Here is a 20,937-nt window from a genome sequence, read left to right as displayed (position 1 = left end):
ATTAATGGAAAATTGTATTTAAATTTATTTTATGTTAAAATTTCAACAAGAGGTGACACATTTATGAAGCATATTCATGAGATTAAAGATAAAAATAAAAAAGATATCCTTCGTCTGTTATACACTAAACAAAACCTATCTAAAAAGCGCATTGCAAGTGAACTTGGATTGTCACAATCAGTTATAACTAAGATATGTGCTGAATTAATTGCGGATGGTATAATTATAGAATCTAATCAAATAAAGACGCAAAAAGTTGGAAGAAATGAAATAGAAATTAAAATAAATCCAACTTACAAATATTGCTTCGGGATTACAATAAATCATAAAAAAACTACGATATTATTAACAGACTTAGCACTGAATATTATAAAAGAGACGTCTTTTTCGACTATATTGGATCCACAGGAACATATAAGTCGAGTAATTAGTTCATTGAGAGAATTAATTGCTGATAATTTATTAGAAAGTAAATATTTTATGGGAATAGGTATAAGTATTAAAGGGGTGACAGATGGGAAATATGCTTATCATGGTATTTGGGATACAGTTGTCGATATGAAATCTCCAATCCAGCAAGCATTTAATATTCCAGTTGCAGTTGACAATGGTGTACGTTGTAGTGCTCTGCTAGAGCAACTTCATTCTAACGAAAAAAATTTTATTTTTTTAAAATATATGGAACCTGGAATAGGTGGTGCTCTTGTACGAAATGGGAAGATTGAGAGAGGTGAAACACATTCCATTGTAGATTTTGGACATTTAATTATTAATCCGGATGGAAGTTATTGTCCAGTTTGTAAAAGAAGAGGATGTTTAGAAAGTATAATATCTATTGAACAAATGCTTAATTATGCTAAATCAAATTTTAGGCTTGATTTTTGTCCTGTTTTTTGGAATTTATGTGAAGGCTTAAGTAAAAATATTAATATTAGTAACATTATAAAATCTGCTGAACATGGATCGATTCCTTTCAATCAAATATTTAAGAGAAATGCTAAATTCCTTGCACTAAGTATTATTAATACATTTTCAATAATTGACATAAAAAAAATTATAATTATTGGTGATTTATTTTCATCTGAACGTTTTAATACTTATTTTAAAGCAGCAATTAACGAATTACAATTAACACCAATTTATGATATTATTCAGATTCACACATATTCTGATGTGATGTTGTCACCTGTGGTTTTAGCATTAAATGAGTTTATTTTCATTTAATTATTAACTTATTGTGCTAAAGGATAGCTTTTTTTAATTGATAGAATTTATATTAAAGAATACGTATATAGTATTCTTTAGATCCTAAAGCAGAAGTTTTAGAAAGCTTAACCTAATGCTAAATATTTGTTTTTTAATATATTCGGCTTAGGAGTTGGAGTTTTATTGATAAGGTAACAAAATTTATCGGTTGAAATTTTATTATTAATCCATTTCATGAATCAAGACATAGATTTAGCTAAAGCCCTTTGTATGTTTATTTGTAAATGTAGTTGAAGTAATGCAATCTCAACTATGAATCTAAATATAATTTTAATAATTTCTATGAAGAGTGGACTCTTACTATTGCTTCTTTTAAGCAAAATGAGAGTCATATAATTTCAAACTTTAAATCTAGCGCAAGCAATTTGGAAATTTTAATGCATTAAGATTAAACTCAGAATAAATTTATTTCTTGTGACATTATAGACAGAAGACCAGCGTATTACCTTATGATTCTATAATTGTTCATATTAATAGTTAGGGAATTTATTTTTTTATTGATATTGCTGATGACTTCGCAAAATAAATTTTGTACTATATGAAATTTATTATTCCCACGATTTATTAGGTGTTTTAGAGTAACTTTTTTTGTGAAAATCATAAATTATAATAATAAAGAAGTGGTTTAAGAGTTTTAATGATTACAGGTAATCTTACAAAAATTATATCTATTTTATGGTTTTACCTTAAAATGACTTGTCGTTATAGTGTAAAAATTTGCAAAGAAGAGTAGATGTTTATTAAATAGATATAGAGTTTTGAATTCTAATATTTGATACTTATATTTAAGTCTAAGTATCAAATATCAGATTATTCATTAGACTGTACATTGATCTATATATATTGAGTAGATACCGCAGTTAGGGCATACAGTAACACTAACTATATAGCTATCATCAATTTTTCCTAAACCAAAAAGTTTATTAAAAGATGTATTCCTATATTCATTACATAAAGTATTTATTACATATTCATTATCCTTTGTATATATGTAAAAGTGGTACTCTAAGTAACGATAAGATTTATTTATTTGCTCTTGAGTATTACATGCACATTTATCACCATAATATTCTGTTGAAAAACTTACTTCTTCTCCTTCATTTAGAGCATTCAATATTATATCTAAGGAAAGACCTGTCATCTCATTTTCACCTTCAAAAAATATCCCATCGCAATTATTATCTGTTAGTACGTATTCTTTATTCTCATAAACAAATTTATAATCCACAAAACAACCTCCTCAAAATTAGTGTATAATCAATTATACACCAGCATATGCACAATGTTTAGCAAAACTATATTTAAACATTTAATTTACTTTATAATATAAAGGCTTAATTTGAATGTAAGCATTGGAAAAGTAAATTAAATAATTATATATTTTCGATTTGCCAGTCAATTGGTTCTTGATTTGTAGAAATCAGAAAATTGTTTGTTTTTGAAAAAGGTTTACTTCCGAAGAAGCCTCTTGATGCAGATAATGGACTAGGATGAACGGATTTTATTATAAGATGCTTAGGATTAGTAATAAAGTCAGTCTTTGAAATAGCATTATTACCCCAAAGTATGAATACTATAGGTGTTTCCTTTTTATTCAGCACCTTAATAACCTCATTTGTGAATTCTTCCCATCCTTTATTTTTGTGAGAATTAGCTTCTCCAGATCTAACTGTAAGCACTGTATTTAGCAATAAGACTCCCTGATCAGCCCACTTTCTTAAATAGCCATTGTTTGGAATATAGCAACCTAAATCAGTATGTAGTTCCTTATAGATATTAATTAAAGATGGTGGAGTTTTTACACCTGGATTAACAGAAAAACTCAATCCATGCGCTTGGCCAGGTCCATGATAAGGATCTTGACCTAATATAACAACTTTAACTTTATTATAAGGTGTAAAATGTAAGGCGTTAAAGAGATCATACATATTAGGATAAATGGTCTTAGAATTATATTCATTTATCAAAAATTTTCTTAGATTAATATAATAGTCTTTTTGGAATTCTGACTCCAAATAATTTTTCCAATCATTTTTTAATATATCGGACATTAAATCACCCCTAAATTAGTATAACATTTTATGGTGGTTTTATGTATACTATGTATTTTTGATTAAAAATCTAAAATTTATTTAGTTATATTATTGTTAGAAGTAGTAGATACTGTTAAAATGAAGTGTATATAACAAACTGTTAAAAATAATATAAAATGATTATAAAGGAGAATTCACATGGAAAATAAAGTGTTAGCTGTTGCAGCAGGATATGAGATAACAGAAAAAGATTTAAATGCAATAATTAGTAGATATCCACAAGAGCAAAGAGGAGCTTTGCAAAGCGAAGAAAAGAAGAAACAATTGGTAGAACAGTTGATTTCATTTGAATTAATGAATAAGTTTGGAAAAGAAATACAATTAGATAAAACTCAAGAATACAAAGACGCCATGGAAAATATATCAAAGGAAGTTATAACTTCAATGGCAATAAATAAAGTATTGAGTGATGTAACAATAACAGATGAAGAAGTAAAGAAATACTATGAAGATAATAAAGAAGCTTTTGGTCAGCCTGCAACAGTTTCAGCTAGACATATTCTAGTAGAAACTGAAGAGGAAGCAAATAAGGCAAGAGAAGAAATCTTAAGCGGTAAGATTTCATTCGGAGATGCTGCAATGAAATATTCAACATGCCCATCTAATCAACAAGGTGGAAATTTAGGTGAATTCTCTAAAGGTATGATGGTTCCAGAATTTGAAGAAGCTGCTTTTACATCAGAAATAGGAAAGGTTACTGAACCGGTTAAAACTCAATTTGGGTATCATTTAGTGTTAGTAGATGCAAAAAATGAAGCCTCAATCAAAAGTTTTGAAGAAGTTAAAGACAGTGTATTAGATAATTTAATTAAAGAAAATCAACATAAAAAATATGATCAAATATTGAAGGAATTAGAAGCTAAATACGGAGTTGAAAGAAAATAGGAATTTCTATTTAATAGTAGTATAGTTTCAAAAATAAAGGTAATGATGGATCCATTACCTTTATTTTTATATTTTAAAGTTCATATGTTATTATTTTAAAATATAATGCAATATTAAAATATGATTTCATGTTATAAAAATGTATTCAGCTGTCCCTATATTACAGATCTATACATTAACAGCATGAGAAAAAGCTTGTCTTAAATTTGTATTGTAGAATGCTGAATTATTTTTAGTAATCTAATTATTTGTATGTGAGCGATAAAACAAATATTTATAATACCCGATATCTATAAAAGCTCAGTAAAGGAAGAAATATATTTATCACAATACTTAAGAATTTCAGATATAGGTTCTAAACATAAGTTATCTTTTATTCCGATTACCCTCATATTTGCTTTTCTTGCACTTTTCATAGCAGGGAGTATATCCTCAAATACTAAACAGTTTTCAGGTTTTATATTTAACTTTTTTGCTGCTAATAAATATATGTCAGGACAATCTTTTCCTTTTGCCACTTCATCAGTAATAGTGATTGAATCAAAATAGTCATAAACCCCATTGCTTTTTAAACAAGCCTCAAGCAGTGGGATAGAATTGCTAGTCGCTAATGCAATTTTTATTTTATTATCTTTTAAATATCTTAAAAAAGTTTTTACACCTGATTTGAGTTTTACATTATTAGCGTAATGATGAAATGCTGCATGATGCCAATCACTAAGTATTTCATCCACTGAATCTTTAATTTTAAATCTATTTTTAAAATATACTGCTGTCTGATAAAAACTTAAGTGTTCAATATCGTTTTTTAAGTCATTAGGTACAGCATGTCCTTTCTTTTTGAGATAATCTATGTCGATCTGAGACCATACCCACATGGAATCTACAATAGTTCCATCTAAATCAAAAATTACACCTTTTATATTATTTAGCATTTTACACCTCCAAATAATTGTTATTTATATAAACGAATAAATATTGATACAGCTTAGTGCCAAACTTAATCTTTTATAGGTGCACCTTAGTGTCAATAAATATTATAATTGAAGCATTAGACACGAGTAGGAATTAGTAATACGATATATCTGATAGATTAATAAATTACTAAATAAAAAAACTTAAGGATCAATCCTTAAGTTATAATAGTCTAATAATATATTTGGTCGGGGTGACAGGGATTGAACCTGCGACCTCATGGTCCCAAACCACGCGCGCTCCCATCTGCGCCACACCCCGGTTATACATTAATTATATATTCAAGTAAATCTTATGTCAAGGACTTTAGAAGATGTAATTAATACAGAAAAAAGTTAATTATAGTCATTAGAATAAATAATTTTGTAATGAGGGAAGCTAGAATTGTTAAGTTAAGTTTATTGATGAAAATTTTTATATATAAGCTATAATAAGAATCACAAAGAATAAGCTAGAAAAAGTGGGGAATACGGACGATATTTAGATAATAGTAGGATAAACTAAATTCTCGCTATATATATGAATTGTTCATTCTTATCCAAGGTGTTATAATTATGTAGTAATATAGATTAATGGAGGAGGGAAGGTTTAAAACCGATATTTAATGAGGAGTAGAATTCTAGCTATTATGTTAGCAACCGTAATCGTTGTAGGTAGCTCAATACCAGCGTTTGCGACGCCAGATAATCAACAGTTGAGTGATTCAAGACAGAAATATGCAGAAATTGAAAGTAAGATAACAGATATTCAGAATAAAATTGATGATTTAAATATGCAGATAGAGCCGCTACAATTAACAGTAGATAAGAATAAAAAAGAAATAACAAATATCAATAAAGTTATTGATAGTAGTACAAAAGACATTGAACAATATAAGAAAGAGATTAATACATTAGATTTAGCTTTAGGACAAAGAGTCAAAGCTATGTATATGTCAGGTGATTTAGAATTTGGTTACTTGAATTTTATACTTGAATCAGAATCAACAAGTGATTTCTTTTCTAGAGCAGAGGCAGTTAGTAAAATTATAGGGAAAGACAAATCTGCCATAGAAGATGTTACAAGTAAAAAGGAAGAATTAAATAACAAAATAAAATCCTTAGAAGATAAGAAAGATGAAATAGATAAACTTAATAAAGAAATACAAGTTAGCTTAAGTGAACTCGATGGAAAGAAAAAAGAAGCAGAAACTTTATCAAGTCAAGCTAAGGATGAAAAAAGTAAATTTGACTCACAATACTTATCACAATTAGAAAGAGAACTTGTAAAATCTCAATTTGATGTTATAGGTAACTCTAATAGTTCAGCTGCTGATCTTCAAGGAGCAATTAATCAATTAAGAAATATTAGAGATAATCAAATTAAGAGTGAGATTGTTACTTCAGAGATAAATGATAAAATTGAAAAGGCTAAAACAATGGTAGCTGATAAAAAAGCAGCTGAAGTAAAAGTGGCAACGCCAAGTAGAGGCGGAGGCGGAAAAGTAGCTGTACCATCAGCAGGAAATGCTCAATCTATTCTAAATGAGGCATATGCACAGCTAGGAAAGCCTTATGTGTGGGGTGCAACTGGAGATGCAAGTTTTGACTGTTCAGGATTTACTCAATATGTTTATGAGCATGCTGCAGGAGTAGATATAACAAGAACAACTTATTCTCAAATTGGAGTTGGACAACCAGTTAGCCAAGATCAGCTTCAACCTGGAGATTTGGTGTTTACTCATCCAGGTCACGTTGGGATATATGTTGGTAATGGCCAAATGATTAACGCACCTCAAACAGGTGATGTGGTTAAAGTTGCGCCAGTTTATAGCTTTTATGCGGCAAGAAGAGTTCTTAATTAGTTAACATAAGAAATTAGTTGTTAATATCTGATTTCAAATTATTGTCCTTCTGTAAAATATCAGAAGGACTTTTTTTATTTTACTTGTATGATATAATGTGGAATATATGCTTTAGAGATTAGGTATATACAAACATTGATATTAGATATTTTAAAGTAGAATATTGTAAAGTTAAGTAAAGGAAGAATAATATGAATAATAAATTGCAATATGTGAGAGATGATGAGACGGTAGATGATTTGCAACTTAAGGGATTAAATCTAATTCAAAAGAAGGAGGGATTTAAATTTGGTATAGATGCTGTTTTATTATCTGATTTTGCTTATATAAAAAATAAACATAAGGTGATGGATTTATGCACAGGAACTGGGATAATTCCATTTTTGATATATGGTAAATATAAGCCTGAGTGTGTATATGGATTAGAAATTCAAGAAGATATGGTAGATATGGCTAAAAGAAGCGTAAAATTAAATGAGCTTGAAGGAAATGTATGTTTTATAAATGAAGATTTAAAAAATATAGATTATCTAAAGACGCTTGATAAGTTTGATGTAGTAACGGTAAATCCACCTTATAAACTAAACAATTCAGGAATTATAAATCCAAATGATAAGCTTGCTATAGCTAGGCATGAAATATTATGTAATTTAGAGGATGTGATTTCAGCAGCAAGAATTTTATTAAAGGATAATGGAAGACTATTTATGATACATAGACCTGAAAGATTAGCAGATATTTTTATCTTAATGAGAAAATATAAAATAGAACCGAAAAGAGTAAAAATGATTCATCCTAAAGTAGGAAAAGCGCCTAATATTGTATTGGTTGAAGGTCAAAGAGATGGGGGAGCCTATTTGAAGTGGGAAGCACCATTATATGTCTATGATGAAGATGGAAAATATACTAAAGAAATAGATTCAATATATTGGAGGTCATGATATGGAAAATGGAAAGTTGTATTTAGTGCCAACTCCTATTGGAAACTTAAAAGATATAACATTGAGGGCTCTAGAAACTTTAAAAGATGTTGATATTATAGCGGCTGAAGATACAAGACAAACTTTGAAGTTACTAAATCATTTTGAGATAAAAAAGCCATTAATAAGTTATCACAAGTTTAATGAGCAAATAAAAAGTGATAAAATTATAGATTTGCTAATTGAAGGCAATAATGTTGCTTTAGTTTCAGATGCTGGAACACCCGGAATATCAGATCCAGGAAGTGTTATTGTCGGACGTTGCATAGAAAAAAAGATAAATTTTGAAGTACTTCCAGGAGCAACGGCTATAACTACAGCGTTAGTCTATTCTGGATTAGACACAACTAAATTTTTATTCAGGGGTTTCTTACCAAGAGAAAATAAAGAACGTAAGATAGTCACAAATCAATTACTGCAAAGTCAGGAAACTATTATATTTTATGAAGCGCCGCATAGGCTGATAGATACGCTTGAATACTTATTAGATACGTTCGGAGATAGAAAAATTGCCGTATGTAGAGAATTAACTAAGATTTATCAAGAAATATATAGGGGGACGTTAAAAGAGGCTGTTAAATATTTTCTAGAGAATAAACCAAGAGGAGAATTTGTTCTTGTTCTAGAAGGAAAAAGACTTGAAGAGATAAAAGAAGAGCAAAGGGAAGAGTGGATTCATTTATCTATTGAAGAGCATATAGTTAAATATATTAATGGTGGTGCGAGTAAGAAAGAGGCAATAAAGCTTGTAGCCAAGGAAAGAGAATTACCTAAAAATGAAGTGTATAAATTCTCAACTAATATATAATTAAGTTAAGAAAATAGACTATCTCAAATTAACTCTTGAGATAGTCTATTATTTAGTGATTATATAACTAATTATATAATAGGAAATTAAAATATATCAAATACTATTTATTTGTTTTAATTTCGTCTAAACATTTAGTACAGATATTCTTACCTTTATAGTTAATTACGTCTCTTGCATCTCCACAGAAAATACAAGCTGGTTCGTATTTCTTTAAGATTATTTGCTCTCCGTCTACATAAATTTCTAATGCATCTTTTTCAGCAATATCTAATGTTCTTCTAAGTTCTATAGGAATAACTATTCTTCCTAATTCATCTACTCTTCTAACTACACCTGTTGATTTCATAAAAAATTCCTCCTAATTCCATGATTCGACATTCTACTATGATATATTACCAAGTATGTAATATAAAGTCAATGTATATTTTTAAATATTTATAAGAAATTACAAATTTCAACTTTAATAAACATCTTATATAAAATATACTACCATATTTTAGAAAAGTCAAGAGGGTTTATTTGTAAAATTATCATATTAATCCAAATTAATAATTTTGAGGAATCTAGATGTACCAATGGTTAGAGAAATGTATATGAATTATATTCATGATTGTATAATAGTAAATTTACAAATAAAGTAATATAAGGCATATGTCCACTTTTTTTGTAGAAATGCAAATACTATAAATAATAATGTCGATTGATTACATAAATTAGATATTTTTTATCAATACTATATTTAAAAAAAATTAGATATGTCGTATAATACTATTATTATACTAAGAGTATAAACTAGTAGAAAAATTTTTGCATTACAATGTTTATAATAACTTGTAACAAGTTGATGATTACTATATAATATATAATATAGATTGAGAAAGAATAGGTGCATGATAATGGCAGGAAAATTTGATTCAGATTATATAAAAGAATTGGCTAAAGAAATGTCTAAAAGTACTTCCGTTTCATATGAAGATATTCCTAAATATGATTTGTTTTTGTCCCAAGTAATCGATTATTTGAACGATAAGTTTGTTGATGAGAAGTTTACTAACAATATAGTTCAAAATTATACTAAAAGTGAAGTTATAACTAAGCCGGAAGATGGCAAAAAAAGAGGATATACAAAAATGCATTTAGTACAATTAGTACTGCTTAGTCATATGAGGCCCTTATTAACGACGGAAGAAATAAAGAAAGTTTTTCGGCTTGCATTTAATGAAATCAATGACAGAAGCGATGATATACTGTCATGGGAAGAGACATATAAAACTTTCACACAAATACAAAAGGAAAGTTTGGATAACTATTTAGATACGTTTATATCAAATGATGATAAATTAGAAGATATAATAAAGAATTTTGACTTGAAAGATAATGATAAGGAAAGAATTAAAATTTTCCTATTAGTTCTTTCTTTAATAGCAGAAGCAAGTGTTATTAAAAAGTTAGTTCAAAAAATAGTTAAAGAGTATGAAGAAGAATAAATTATATGAGATAAAATATTTACAATAGCAATAAACTAAAAAACACTTACTTAATTAGAACTTGAATTTTTGTTAGGCTAATTAAGTAAGTGTTTTATGACTATGTTTATGATTTAATATGGAAAATGTGATTTTAACTATAGTGAGGAATTAATTTATGGATAAAATTCTTATACGAGAGTCTGTGAGAAATTTAGTGGAATTTTGCTTGAAAAAAGGTGATATAGATAATAGGTTTTCTGGAAGTGCTAGGGCAGTAGAGGGAGTAAGAGCACATCAAAAGCTTCAGGAAGATAACGGAAGGATTTATGAGAACTATGAAAAGGAAGTATATTTAACTCATGAGTTCGAGACGAATAAAAGCTTGATTTATATTGAAGGAAGAGCAGATGGAATTATAACGGAAAGAGATAAAGTTATAATTGAAGAAATAAAATCTACTTATAAGAATTTTGCATACATTGATGATTTGAATGAGGTCCATTGGGCTCAGGCAAAGGTGTATGCTTTTATTTATGGAAATCAAAATAATCTTGAAGAAATTTATGTACGATTATCCTACATGCAGTTAGAAACGAATGAGGTTAAGAGTTTTGAAAAAAGATTTACTATAGGAGAATTAGAAGAATTTATATCTGATTTATTAAGAGAATATGAGAGATTTAGTGTTTTAATATTTAAATGGAAAAACATTAGAGATGAAACTATAAAAGTATTAAATTTTCCTTTTGAAAAATACAGAGAAGGTCAAAGGAAACTTATTAATGTTTCATATCAAACTATAAAAGAGGGGGAAATATTATTTGTTCAGGCACCGACAGGCATAGGAAAAACTATATCAACCATATTCCCAGCTGTAAAGGCTATAAGCGAAGGAATTGGAGAAAAAATTATATATTTGACAGCAAAGACGATAAATAGGGAAGTTGCTGAAGAAACTTTTGAAAGATTGCGTCAAGAAGGATTGAAATTTAGGACTATCACAATTACTGCAAAAGAGAAAACATGTATTAATGATGATTTTGATTGCAATCCAGAGAAGTGCATATATGCGAAAGACTATTATGGTAAAGTAAAAAAAGTAATTACAAATATTATCGAAAAGGAAGAAAAAATTTCCACGGAAATATTGAAGGAATATGCCGAAAAATATCAAGTATGCCCATTTGAGCTATCTTTAGATATAAGTACTTATTGTGATGGAATTATAGGTGATTATAATTACATCTTTGATCCAAGAGTATCTTTGAGTAGAGTTCTAGAAAGCAAAGGAAATATAGTTTTGGTGGATGAAGCACATAATTTAATTGATAGGTCAAGAAATATGTATTCTGCATCATTATATAAGAGTCAAATTCTAAATTGCAAAAAGATAACTAAGGGTAAACTAAATAAACTACATTCCTTATTGGGAAAGATTAATGATTATTTCATTGATTTAAGAAATGAATGCGACCATAGAGAAGTGAAATCATTTTATGAAGAGGAACATCCTAAGGAATTGAGTAAGTATTTGCAGTTATACTTAAAAGAAAGTGAAGAAGTGCTAGTAAGAGGAAATAGATTTGATGGTTATGAAGATATATTGAAATTATATTTTGATATAAATGCTTTTACTTCTACGACACAGCTCTATGATGAAAATTATAGGACTTGTATAGAAAAGGATTCTCAAGAAATCAAGTTGACTTTATATTGTGTAAATCCAGCTAAGAATTTAAGAGAATACTTAGGGAAATGCTACTCGGTAATATTTTTTTCTGCAACTATATCACCAATAAAATACTATGTAAATATGCTGGGCGGAGATGATAATACATATAGGTTAAAGCTTCCATCTCCTTTCAATAAAGAAAACTTAAAATTTCATATTAGTCCTATTAATATTAGATATTCATATAGAAAAAGGACATTATCATCAGTGAAAGATAAAATTTGTGGCTTTATAAAGCAGCAAATTGGAAACTACATGATTTTTTCACCATCATATGCATATATGGAAGAGTTATATAGCCATATGGAGGAGTCGAAGCTAGAAGAATTTAATCTTATGAAACAGAAACCTAATATGACGGAGGAAGAAAAAAGTGAATTTTTAAGAAGATTTAAGAATAGCAATAATTTATTAATGTTTTGTGTGCTTGGAGGGATGTTTTCAGAAGGAATAGATTTGCCTGGTGATCAGTTAATTGGAAGCATAATAATTGGAGTAGGATATCCTATGGTAGATATGATAAATGAAGTTATAAAGGATTTTTATAAAGAAGATGGTTATGACTATGCGTATGTATTTCCAGGAATAAATAAAATTCAGCAGGCTGTAGGAAGAGTTATAAGAACTGAGACGGACAAAGGAAGAGTTCTGCTTATTGATGATAGGTATATAAACAATAAATATAGTGTTCTTTTACCAAATGAGTGGTATCCTATAAATAAATATTAAATTACCTATATTTGTATGAAATAAGCTACTAGATTGTATTGTGCATTGTGAATTAAAAATAAGTATGTTAAAATATTCATGGTAGTTTTATGAAATAGTATATCTACATATAATTTTAGTATTTACACTACAATTTAAAAAATATTTAGTTATTGATATCGTCAGTCAGAAGTTTGAGTCGGAGATATATTGGTGATGATTAATAACATATTAAAGTAGAATTAAGGAGCGAGGATAATGAATATTCCATTAATTGATTTAAAAGCTCAATATAAGTCTATTGCTGAAGATTTAGATAGAGTAACTAAAGAAGTGCTTTCTTCTGCGAATTATATTATGGGCAAGAATGTAATTGAATTTGAGAGAGAATTTGCAGAATATATAGGAGTTAAACATGCGATATCAGTAGCGAATGGAACTGATGCATTGGTTATTGCATTAAAATCTTTAGGAATAGGGAATGGAGATGAAGTAATAACTTCGACATTTACTTATTTTGCTTCAGCTGAAGCTATTTCAGCAGTAGGTGCAACACCCGTTTTTGTTGATGTTGAAAAAGAAACATTTAATATAGATCCAAATAAAATAGAAGAAAAAATTACAAATAAAACAAAAGCTATTATACCGGTTCATATCTTTGGACAATGTGCTAAGATGGATGAAATAAATGAAATAGCTAAGAAGCATAATTTAAAGATCGTAGAAGATGCTGCTCAAGCGTCAGGTTCTAAATATAAAGGAAAGATGGCGGGAACTTTAGGTGATGCAGCATGCTTCTCATTCTTCCCAACTAAGAATCTTTCATGTGCTGGCGATGGTGGTATGATAGTGACAAATGATGATAATATAGCAACAATAGCAAAAGCTTTAAGAACACATGGAAGTGGAGAAACAGGACAAAAAGCTTATAATTTGCTAAATAATATAAATGATGAGATAGAGACATCTAAAGATGGTGACGATACTGTATACAATGCTTTAAAATATTATAATTATTTAATAGGGTTCAACTCTAGGCTAGATGCTATTCAAGCAGCAATTCTAAGAGTAAAATTGCCACATTTAGATGATTGGAATAGTAGAAGAAGAGAAGTAGCAAAAATATATAATGAAAAATTAAAGGATTCTAATGTAGTTGTACCTACTGTTGATGAAGAAAATGAAACTATATATCATCAATATGTGTTACAATGCGAAAATAGAGAAGATATGATAAATAAACTTAAAGAAAATGGTATAGCAACTGGAGTTTATTATCCAGTCCCATTACATTTGCAAAAAGTATATAAAGATCTAGGATATAAAGAAGGGGATATGCCGGTTGCAGAATATTTATCACATAGAACATTTGCAATACCAGTTTATCCAGAATTAACAGAAAATGAAATAAATTATATAGTTGAAAATATAAAGGCATAATATTAATATTGTAATATGCAAATTCCTATATATTTTGAACTTGAGGTTTACTTAAGGAAAATATTGATAAGTGCGAGGGTTAATTATGGATAAGAATTATTTTGTACATGAATCAAGTTACATTGATAACGACGTAGTGATAGGTGACGGAACGAAGATTTGGCACTTCTCTCATATTATGAGTAATTCTGTAATTGGAGAAAAGTGTAATATAGGTCAAAACGTTGTAATATCGCCTGGTGTAAAAATTGGAGATGGAGTAAAGATACAAAATAATGTGTCTGTATATACAGGGGTTATTTGTGAAGATTATGTATTCTTGGGACCATCTTGTGTGTTTACCAATGTAGTAAATCCGAGAAGCTTTATTGAAAGAAAAAGCGAGTATAAGGAAACTATAATTGGAAAAGGGGCTTCTATAGGTGCTAATGTAACAATTGTGTGCGGCCATAATATAGGAAAATATGCATTAGTAGGTGCTGGAGCAGTGGTTACTAAACACATACCTGATTATGCCTTAGTGGTAGGTAATCCGGCAAGTATAATGGGATATGTATGTGAATGTGGAGAAAAGTTGAACTTTAAAGATGAGCATGCAACTTGTGAAGCTTGTGGGAAAAAGTATAGTAAAGATAGAGAAAAAGTAGAATGTATAGATTAGAAAAATAGGTTTTTATTTATTAACATTTCATTATGTAATTTGTTAATAAAACTTTTTAGTAAATTATGTTCTGTGGATAAAATTTTAGACCGTACATTACAGGAGGTATAAGATGTCATTATTAAAACAACAATTATTAGACAAAATAAATAATAAAACTGCAAAAGTTGGTGTGGTTGGTCTTGGTTATGTTGGATTACCATTAGCTGTGGAAAAAGCTAATGCTGGTTATCAAACTATTGGATTTGATGTTCAAGATCAAAAAGTAAACATGGTTAATGAAGGGAAAAACTACATTGGAGATGTAGTAGATGAAAATTTAAAGAAGATAGTAGAAGAAAATACTTTAAGAGCTACTACAGACTTTAGTTTTGTTAAAGATGTAGATACTATTTGTATTTGCGTGCCTACTCCATTAGATTTATATAAGCAACCAGATTTATCATATGTTGTAGATTCAACAAAAAGCGTTGCACAATATCTACATAAAGGTATGCTTGTTATTCTTGAAAGCACTACATATCCAGGAACAACAGAAGAAGTTCTTAAGCCAATACTAGAAGAAAGTGGACTTAAGTGCGGAGAAGACTTTTTCTTAGCTTTTTCACCAGAAAGAGTTGATCCAGGTAATAAGGACTTTAATACTAAAAATACTCCTAAAGTTGTTGGAGGTTGCACACCTGATTGCACAGAAGTTGCAGCAGCATTATATAGAAATATATTAGAGGGAGATATCCATACTGTATCATCTCCAGCCGTAGCTGAAATGGAAAAGATATTGGAAAATACATTTAGAAATATAAATATTGGATTAGCTAACGAAATGGCTATTTTATGTAATAGAATGGGAATAGATGTATGGGAAGTTATAGATGCAGCTAAGACCAAGCCATACGGATTTATGCCATTTTATCCAGGCCCAGGCTTAGGTGGACATTGTATTCCTCTTGATCCATTTTACTTAGAGTGGAAAGCAAAAGAATATGATTATCACACAAGATTAATAGAAACTTCAGGAGAAATAAATGATTCTATGCCTGAATTTGTATTAGATAATGTAATGAAGATTTTGAATAAGAATAAAAAGGCATTAAATGGTGCTAAAGTTCTTTTATTAGGAGTTGCATATAAGAATGATATAGATGATTATAGAGAATCTCCAGCATTCAAGGTAATAGAGCTATTAGAAAAGAATGGTGCTGATTTAATGGTAAATGACCCTTATTGTCCAATTTCTAAATATAAAGGTAAGGTTTATAATTCTGTTGATTGGAAAGAGGTTATAGACGAGTCTGATATAGTAATTATAACTACAAATCATAGCTGTTATGATTACGAATCAATTGTGTCTAGAGCTAAAGTTGTTTATGATACTAGAAATGCAACTAAAAATGTTGTTAATAATAGAGAGAAGATTTATAAATTATAAGTTTTGCAAGGTGTAGATAAGCTGATTCTATGTGAGAATAGTACATTAATTCCAATGAGTTACAATTAGATGGAATATACTGTTTATAAGAAGAGCACATCCATAATTTTATGGATGTGCTCTTTTATTACATTTATTAAGGGTACATATAATTTGTGAAAAGCGAATAAAATAAGTACTACATAAAATAAATAGATTTTTAATTAATATAGATAGAAATTGGTGATTAAATGAAATATATAAAGTTAAGTAGCAAAGTTAATTTAATTATACATCTTATAGTAAAAATTAAGAGGGACGATGTGTTTGCACTAGCGTCTCAGTTAGCATATTATTTAATATTATCCTTTTTCCCGTTTATGTTATTTTTGATGACTTTAGCTGGATTTAGCAGCATAAGTTCTAAACAAATACTGGGACAATTAAATGTTATGCTTCCTAGGAGTGTGTTGGAATTAACTCAATCGACTGTTGTAGAGATATTTGACAATCAATATACTGGATTGTTAGGAATATCTATATTGTTAACGCTATGGACAGCATCATCTGCATTTAAGGCTATAATAAAAAGCATAAATAAGGCGTACAACTTTAAAGAAGAAAGGTCATTTATTAAACTCTCAATTATTTCTATGTTAGGAATATTAGCATTAGCTGTAACTATAATTCTAGCTTTAACAGCGCTAGTATTTGGAAATGTAATAGGCGATTATATTAAAAGTATCAATCCGTTTTATGAAATAGTATTGATTATTTGGAATATATTCAGATATACTTTTATACTAGCTATAATGATATCTATATTTATTGGCGTTTATAAATTTGCTCCTGCTAAAAAGTTGGTATGGAAAGAGGTAATCGCAGGGTCCATATTTAGCACGGTGGGCTGGGTACTAGTGTCTTTTGTTTTTTCATTTTATATCGATAATTTTAACAATTATTCTAGGTTTTATGGAAGTCTTGGCGCAGTATTTATACTTATGACATGGTTATTTTTAATATCAATAATATTCATCTTAGGAGTGGAGATAAATTTTGTTACATCTGAGTTAAGGGGTAGAAATGGAATGATTAGAAACAAGTAGATAATAATATTGAAAATTTTGTATAAGTTTCTTTTTCTATTTTATTATAAAGTTTGATTTTTTATTGAATAGAAATTACCGAAGTGGGTATAACTTTAGAAGAAAAATATTCAGGAGGTAAAAGATGAATAAAATAATATTATTAGGAAGATTAGTTAAAGACCCTGAACTTAGGCACACTGAAAATGGAGATAAAATTTATACCAAGTTTACAATTGCTGTGCAACGAAATTTTAGATTACCTGATGGAATTAGAGAAGCGGATTTTATACCTATAAAAGTTTGGGGAAAAAAAGCTGAAGTTATAGTAAAATATATGAAAAAGGGAAGCCTTATTACTTTAAGTGGTAGATTAAGGACTGGTAGTTATGAGGATAAGGAGGGAAATAGAAAGTATATAGCAGAGGTTATAGCAGAAGATTTCAAATTTCTTGAGAATAAGAAAAGTCAAACTGAGGCGTTGTAAAAATATTGGTCTAGTTGATTTTAATAATATAAGCCATATGGATAGATAAGTATATAACTATAAGTATACTTATTATAGAAGAGGTTATCTAATTGTTGGGTATTATTAATGCGTTTAGATAACCTTTGTAATAACATAAAAAGTGTATTTTTACTTATAAATAAAAGTAGACTTAAAATAAATATTCTTTTAATAAAATGCTTGGTTGCAAAAAATGCTGATAATATTAGTTTAATTTAATAAAACTAAAAATGAATACTAAAGTCATTAAAGTAAGACAAGCAGTATTTATATGGAAATGCAAAAAATGTTTTTCTTATATTGAAAAATAAATGAAAAATATTTGTAGAAAAAGTGTTGTATTTATGTGAATATGTGTTATAATAATGTTGTAAACGATATCTATTATATATTTTTCAATTATGGTGAAACAAAAAAAGAGATTATGAGGTGAAAAAAGAGCTATTGGCTCTTTTTTTATTTCTTTATAATAATAAATAATATTTTAATTGTAAATAAAAACCATATTGAGTTTTTAAAAAATATATACAGTATATTATTCGTCTAATTTCGACAAAAGACTTTTTTTATGTGAAAATTTAAAGAATGTATATGTTGTAAAAAATAAAGGAAGAAGTTTTATTGTCAATAAAAAAAATATAAATCTTGAAAAAGAGGACATGCTTTGACAATTTATTGATACATTATGTGATACTATAGGTTTGTAAACAAGGAATTACTATCTTGAGGGAGTTGAAAGGGTTATGAATTTGGTTGAGGAATATACATCAATTAATAGTGATGCTGATGTAGAGTATAGATATGCATATAGGCTTATAAAGAAGAATTATAAGGGGATAACTGCATATGGAATTGAAATTGAAAGAAAAGATTATATTGGTCTAAAAAATGTGAATTTAGAGAGAGAAAAGATAGATATAATATCAATTCATAGGTACAAAGTAAAACAATTACTTATGAAATTGTTTAATAATCAGGTATCACCACTTCACTTAATTGATATTATAGGGACTTATGTGGATGAGCATGCTTATGAGTTTGATATTGGCATAGGAGAGAAAGTTATAAATTAATATTAAGGTATAGAAATAATTAAATATTTACGCTAATATATGGTAAGAGATTACTAAGAAAGGCGATAAATCATGATTATTGGAATTGGAACAGATATAATAGAGATAAGTAGAATAGAACGTGCGATACAAAGAACAAATACTTTTATTGAAAGATCATTTACTTGTAATGAGATTGCATATTTCAAATTAAAAGGATTTAAGGGGAATGTAGTAGCAGGAAATTTTGCTGCTAAGGAAGCGATTAGTAAAGCAATAGGAACTGGATTTAGAGGATTTGGATTAAAAGATATTGAAATATTGAGAAATGAGTTGGGAAAGCCAATAGTGAATTTAAGTGATAAAATATATAACCTATTGGAGAGAAAAGAATTTAATATGCATGTTAGTATTTCACATAGTAATGAAAATGCGATAGCTTATGCAGTTATGGAGGCAATATAATGTTAGAAATTTTTTCGGCTAAACAATGTAGAGAAATTGATAGAGAATGCATTGATTATATTGGAATTCCTAGTATAGTATTGATGGAAAATGCTGCGATAAGTTTATTTGGGGAGCTTTCAGATAAAGGTGAATCATTTTTAATATTATGTGGAAAAGGAAATAATGGGGGGGACGCCCTTGCATTAGCTAGGCATTTGATATTAGATGGGAAAAAGGTAAGGGTTTATATTGTAAGTAAAGACGAAAATTACAGTCAAGATTTTAAGATCAACTTTGGGATATTAGAAAAAATAATTGAAAAGAGTGACATATTATTTATAAAGTCAGAGAACGATATAGATGAAAACGTAATACGTGATATTAAAGACTATGATCTATTAATAGATGGAATTTTTGGGGTTGGTCTTAACAAAGATTTAGTGGGAATGTTTAAAAGTATTATAGAATGTATAAATTTGTATGCAAAATTTGTAGTGGCGATTGATACGCCATCGGGTTTAGACTGTGACTTAGGTATTGAGAGAGGAATCGCGGTTCAGGCTAATATAACTTATACATTTGAGGTCATCAAACAGGGCTTTCTAGATTATAAAGCTATTGATTGTGTCGGAAAAATTAAAATATTAAAAATAGGTATTCCAGAGTATATAAAAAAGAAAAACTCTAATAATTTTTATATACTAGAAAAAAAGGAATATAATAAGATGCTTTTAAAAAGGCAGGTTTATGGTCATAAAGGAGATTACGGTAGAGCAGTAGTTGTAGCTGGAAGAATCGGATTTACTGGAGCTGCCTTTATAACTACGGAATGTACGGTTAGAGCGGGTGCGGGATTGACTACACTAGTATGCAGCAGTGAGGTGCAAAAGATACTATCAAGCAGATTAACAGAAGCTATGACATTAGACTATGAAGATAATGATAACTTTATAGAACTTATAAAAAGAGCAAGTTCTATTGCTTTTGGTCCTGGAATTGGGGTTGGAGAAAGAGAAAAAAGCTTATTGGAAAAGATAATAAGTAACAGTAAATGTCCTATTGTGATTGATGCGGACGGGATATCTATTATAGGGGAAAATAAGTATTTGCTAAATAATTTAAAGGGTAGGGCAATTATTACTCCACATCCAGGTGAAATGGCACGGTTTCTAGGAATGAGTGTTGAAGACGTGGAGGCTAATAGAGTCAGCATAGCAAAATCAGTTGCTATGCAGTATGGAATAATTGTTTTATTAAAAGGGTATAATACCGTAATTTCGAACGGAAAAGAAGTTTATATAAATCCTACTGGCAACAGTAAGATGGCATCAGGAGGCATGGGAGATGCATTGACCGGAATAATAAATGCATTTCTGTCACAAGGAGCTAGCATAAATCAGGCTGCTCTTTTAAGTGCATATATTCATGGGAATATAGCTGATAAATTAAGCAAACAAGTTTACATAGTAAATGCAAGAGATATTATAGCCGAATTACCTAAAGAAATTAACAGTATTATTGATTAATTAAGAATAAAGTCACTAAGATTTTCATAAATAGTAATATGTAGTAAT

19 protein-coding genes and 1 tRNA gene are annotated in these 20,937 nt (G+C 28.8%); 15 read left to right on the top strand and 5 right to left on the bottom strand.

What is annotated here, in order from left to right; all coding sequences use genetic code 11:
* The first annotated feature begins 63 nt into the window (after window positions 1–63).
* Window positions 64–1,224: an ROK family transcriptional regulator gene (locus ACJDTP_RS03035; RefSeq protein ID WP_406760466.1), complete on the top strand. Its 1,161-nt coding sequence runs from the start codon at window positions 64–66 to the stop codon at window positions 1,222–1,224.
* 859 nt (window positions 1,225–2,083) lie between these two features.
* Here the strand turns inward: ACJDTP_RS03035 and ACJDTP_RS03030 are convergent.
* Both ACJDTP_RS03030 and ACJDTP_RS03025 read right to left on the bottom strand, forming a co-directional pair.
* Window positions 2,084–2,494: a DUF3785 family protein gene (locus tag ACJDTP_RS03030; RefSeq protein ID WP_406760465.1), complete on the bottom strand. Its 411-nt coding sequence runs from the start codon at window positions 2,492–2,494 to the stop codon at window positions 2,084–2,086.
* Between the two features lie 145 nt (window positions 2,495–2,639).
* The gene (locus ACJDTP_RS03025; protein WP_168982392.1) at window positions 2,640–3,317 is read right to left on the bottom strand and encodes a uracil-DNA glycosylase; all 678 of its coding nucleotides are present in this window, start codon (window positions 3,315–3,317) and stop codon (window positions 2,640–2,642) included.
* 180 nt (window positions 3,318–3,497) lie between these two features.
* On the opposite strand from ACJDTP_RS03025, the gene ACJDTP_RS03020 reads away from it, so the two are divergent.
* Window positions 3,498–4,244 (top strand): peptidylprolyl isomerase, encoded by a 747-nt coding sequence (locus ACJDTP_RS03020; protein ID WP_012061040.1) that lies wholly within the window; start codon window positions 3,498–3,500, stop codon window positions 4,242–4,244.
* A gap of 290 nt (window positions 4,245–4,534) precedes the next feature.
* Here the strand turns inward: ACJDTP_RS03020 and ACJDTP_RS03015 are convergent, their stop codons facing one another.
* Both ACJDTP_RS03015 and ACJDTP_RS03010 read right to left on the bottom strand, forming a co-directional pair.
* Entirely contained in the window at window positions 4,535–5,179 is a 645-nt protein-coding gene (locus ACJDTP_RS03015) for an HAD family hydrolase (protein WP_406760464.1), read from the bottom strand.
* 225 nt (window positions 5,180–5,404) lie between these two features.
* Window positions 5,405–5,480, bottom strand: a tRNA-Pro gene (locus ACJDTP_RS03010).
* A gap of 343 nt (window positions 5,481–5,823) precedes the next feature.
* On the opposite strand from ACJDTP_RS03010, the gene ACJDTP_RS03005 reads away from it, so the two are divergent.
* From ACJDTP_RS03005 to rsmI, 3 genes are all read left to right on the top strand, one after another.
* The gene (locus ACJDTP_RS03005; protein WP_173709296.1) at window positions 5,824–7,062 is read left to right on the top strand and encodes a C40 family peptidase; all 1,239 of its coding nucleotides are present in this window, start codon (window positions 5,824–5,826) and stop codon (window positions 7,060–7,062) included.
* Between the two features lie 191 nt (window positions 7,063–7,253).
* Window positions 7,254–8,003 carry a tRNA1(Val) (adenine(37)-N6)-methyltransferase gene (locus tag ACJDTP_RS03000; RefSeq protein WP_077842509.1) on the top strand — a complete coding sequence of 250 codons (750 nt, stop codon included), beginning with the start codon at window positions 7,254–7,256 and terminating at the stop codon, window positions 8,001–8,003.
* Window position 8,004: 1 nt separating this feature from the next.
* The gene (rsmI, locus tag ACJDTP_RS02995; protein WP_406760463.1) at window positions 8,005–8,850 is read left to right on the top strand and encodes a 16S rRNA (cytidine(1402)-2'-O)-methyltransferase; all 846 of its coding nucleotides are present in this window, start codon (window positions 8,005–8,007) and stop codon (window positions 8,848–8,850) included.
* A gap of 103 nt (window positions 8,851–8,953) precedes the next feature.
* Here the strand turns inward: rsmI and ACJDTP_RS02990 are convergent, their stop codons facing one another.
* Complete coding sequence (locus ACJDTP_RS02990; RefSeq protein WP_008429457.1) at window positions 8,954–9,199, bottom strand: AbrB/MazE/SpoVT family DNA-binding domain-containing protein; 246 nt, start codon at window positions 9,197–9,199, stop codon at window positions 8,954–8,956.
* A gap of 550 nt (window positions 9,200–9,749) precedes the next feature.
* On the opposite strand from ACJDTP_RS02990, the gene ACJDTP_RS02985 reads away from it, so the two are divergent.
* The 10 genes from ACJDTP_RS02985 to ACJDTP_RS02940 all read left to right on the top strand — a co-directional run bounded on the left by ACJDTP_RS02985 (window position 9,750) and on the right by ACJDTP_RS02940 (window position 20,889).
* A complete protein-coding gene (locus ACJDTP_RS02985) occupies window positions 9,750–10,340 on the top strand; it encodes a DUF1836 domain-containing protein (protein WP_012061034.1) in 591 nt (196 codons plus the stop codon).
* A 157-nt stretch (window positions 10,341–10,497) separates the two neighbouring features.
* On the top strand, window positions 10,498–12,783 hold the full coding sequence (locus ACJDTP_RS02980) for an ATP-dependent DNA helicase (protein WP_406760462.1): 2,286 nt from the start codon (window positions 10,498–10,500) through the stop codon (window positions 12,781–12,783).
* Window positions 12,784–13,020: 237 nt separating this feature from the next.
* Window positions 13,021–14,202: a DegT/DnrJ/EryC1/StrS family aminotransferase gene (locus ACJDTP_RS02975; RefSeq protein WP_406760461.1), complete on the top strand. Its 1,182-nt coding sequence runs from the start codon at window positions 13,021–13,023 to the stop codon at window positions 14,200–14,202.
* Between the two features lie 85 nt (window positions 14,203–14,287).
* A complete protein-coding gene (locus ACJDTP_RS02970) occupies window positions 14,288–14,863 on the top strand; it encodes an acyltransferase (protein ID WP_077842505.1) in 576 nt (191 codons plus the stop codon).
* 112 nt (window positions 14,864–14,975) lie between these two features.
* A complete protein-coding gene (locus ACJDTP_RS02965; RefSeq protein WP_077837813.1) occupies window positions 14,976–16,292 on the top strand; it encodes a nucleotide sugar dehydrogenase in 1,317 nt (438 codons plus the stop codon).
* 230 nt (window positions 16,293–16,522) lie between these two features.
* Window positions 16,523–17,377: a YihY/virulence factor BrkB family protein gene (locus ACJDTP_RS02960; RefSeq protein ID WP_077842504.1), complete on the top strand. Its 855-nt coding sequence runs from the start codon at window positions 16,523–16,525 to the stop codon at window positions 17,375–17,377.
* Between the two features lie 124 nt (window positions 17,378–17,501).
* Window positions 17,502–17,843, top strand: coding sequence for a single-stranded DNA-binding protein (locus ACJDTP_RS02955; protein ID WP_077837811.1), 342 nt, complete (start codon window positions 17,502–17,504; stop codon window positions 17,841–17,843).
* A gap of 764 nt (window positions 17,844–18,607) precedes the next feature.
* Window positions 18,608–18,937: a DUF6514 family protein gene (locus ACJDTP_RS02950; protein WP_406760460.1), complete on the top strand. Its 330-nt coding sequence runs from the start codon at window positions 18,608–18,610 to the stop codon at window positions 18,935–18,937.
* A 72-nt stretch (window positions 18,938–19,009) separates the two neighbouring features.
* Complete coding sequence (acpS, locus tag ACJDTP_RS02945) at window positions 19,010–19,381, top strand: holo-ACP synthase (protein ID WP_406760459.1); 372 nt, start codon at window positions 19,010–19,012, stop codon at window positions 19,379–19,381.
* Window positions 19,381–20,889, top strand: a complete 1,509-nt coding sequence (locus ACJDTP_RS02940; protein ID WP_406760458.1) for an NAD(P)H-hydrate dehydratase — start codon at window positions 19,381–19,383, stop codon at window positions 20,887–20,889. Before acpS ends, ACJDTP_RS02940 begins: the two co-directional genes overlap by 1 nt.
* Window positions 20,890–20,937: the final 48 nt, after the last annotated feature.

It is taken from the genome of Candidatus Clostridium helianthi (genome assembly GCF_045310795.1).
GTDB classification, from domain to species: domain Bacteria; phylum Bacillota; class Clostridia; order Clostridiales; family Clostridiaceae; genus Clostridium; species Clostridium helianthi.
The sequence above is the reverse complement of the archived record's forward strand: the minus strand, read 5'-3'. Positions and strand labels throughout refer to the sequence as shown.

Coding starts and splice junctions, on each gene's coding strand:
- ACJDTP_RS03035 (WP_406760466.1), top strand. CDS start 64: ATGAAGCATATTCATGAGATTAAAGATAAAAATAAAAAAGATATCCTT.
- ACJDTP_RS03025 (WP_168982392.1), bottom strand. CDS start 3,317: ATGTCCGATATATTAAAAAATGATTGGAAAAATTATTTGGAGTCAGAA.
- ACJDTP_RS03020 (WP_012061040.1), top strand. CDS start 3,498: ATGGAAAATAAAGTGTTAGCTGTTGCAGCAGGATATGAGATAACAGAA.
- ACJDTP_RS03015 (WP_406760464.1), bottom strand. CDS start 5,179: ATGCTAAATAATATAAAAGGTGTAATTTTTGATTTAGATGGAACTATT.
- ACJDTP_RS03005 (WP_173709296.1), top strand. CDS start 5,824: ATGAGGAGTAGAATTCTAGCTATTATGTTAGCAACCGTAATCGTTGTA.
- ACJDTP_RS03000 (WP_077842509.1), top strand. CDS start 7,254: ATGAATAATAAATTGCAATATGTGAGAGATGATGAGACGGTAGATGAT.
- rsmI (WP_406760463.1), top strand. CDS start 8,005: ATGGAAAATGGAAAGTTGTATTTAGTGCCAACTCCTATTGGAAACTTA.
- ACJDTP_RS02990 (WP_008429457.1), bottom strand. CDS start 9,199: ATGAAATCAACAGGTGTAGTTAGAAGAGTAGATGAATTAGGAAGAATA.
- ACJDTP_RS02985 (WP_012061034.1), top strand. CDS start 9,750: ATGGCAGGAAAATTTGATTCAGATTATATAAAAGAATTGGCTAAAGAA.
- ACJDTP_RS02980 (WP_406760462.1), top strand. CDS start 10,498: ATGGATAAAATTCTTATACGAGAGTCTGTGAGAAATTTAGTGGAATTT.
- ACJDTP_RS02975 (WP_406760461.1), top strand. CDS start 13,021: ATGAATATTCCATTAATTGATTTAAAAGCTCAATATAAGTCTATTGCT.
- ACJDTP_RS02970 (WP_077842505.1), top strand. CDS start 14,288: ATGGATAAGAATTATTTTGTACATGAATCAAGTTACATTGATAACGAC.
- ACJDTP_RS02965 (WP_077837813.1), top strand. CDS start 14,976: ATGTCATTATTAAAACAACAATTATTAGACAAAATAAATAATAAAACT.
- ACJDTP_RS02960 (WP_077842504.1), top strand. CDS start 16,523: ATGAAATATATAAAGTTAAGTAGCAAAGTTAATTTAATTATACATCTT.
- ACJDTP_RS02955 (WP_077837811.1), top strand. CDS start 17,502: ATGAATAAAATAATATTATTAGGAAGATTAGTTAAAGACCCTGAACTT.
- ACJDTP_RS02950 (WP_406760460.1), top strand. CDS start 18,608: ATGAATTTGGTTGAGGAATATACATCAATTAATAGTGATGCTGATGTA.
- acpS (WP_406760459.1), top strand. CDS start 19,010: ATGATTATTGGAATTGGAACAGATATAATAGAGATAAGTAGAATAGAA.
- ACJDTP_RS02940 (WP_406760458.1), top strand. CDS start 19,381: ATGTTAGAAATTTTTTCGGCTAAACAATGTAGAGAAATTGATAGAGAA.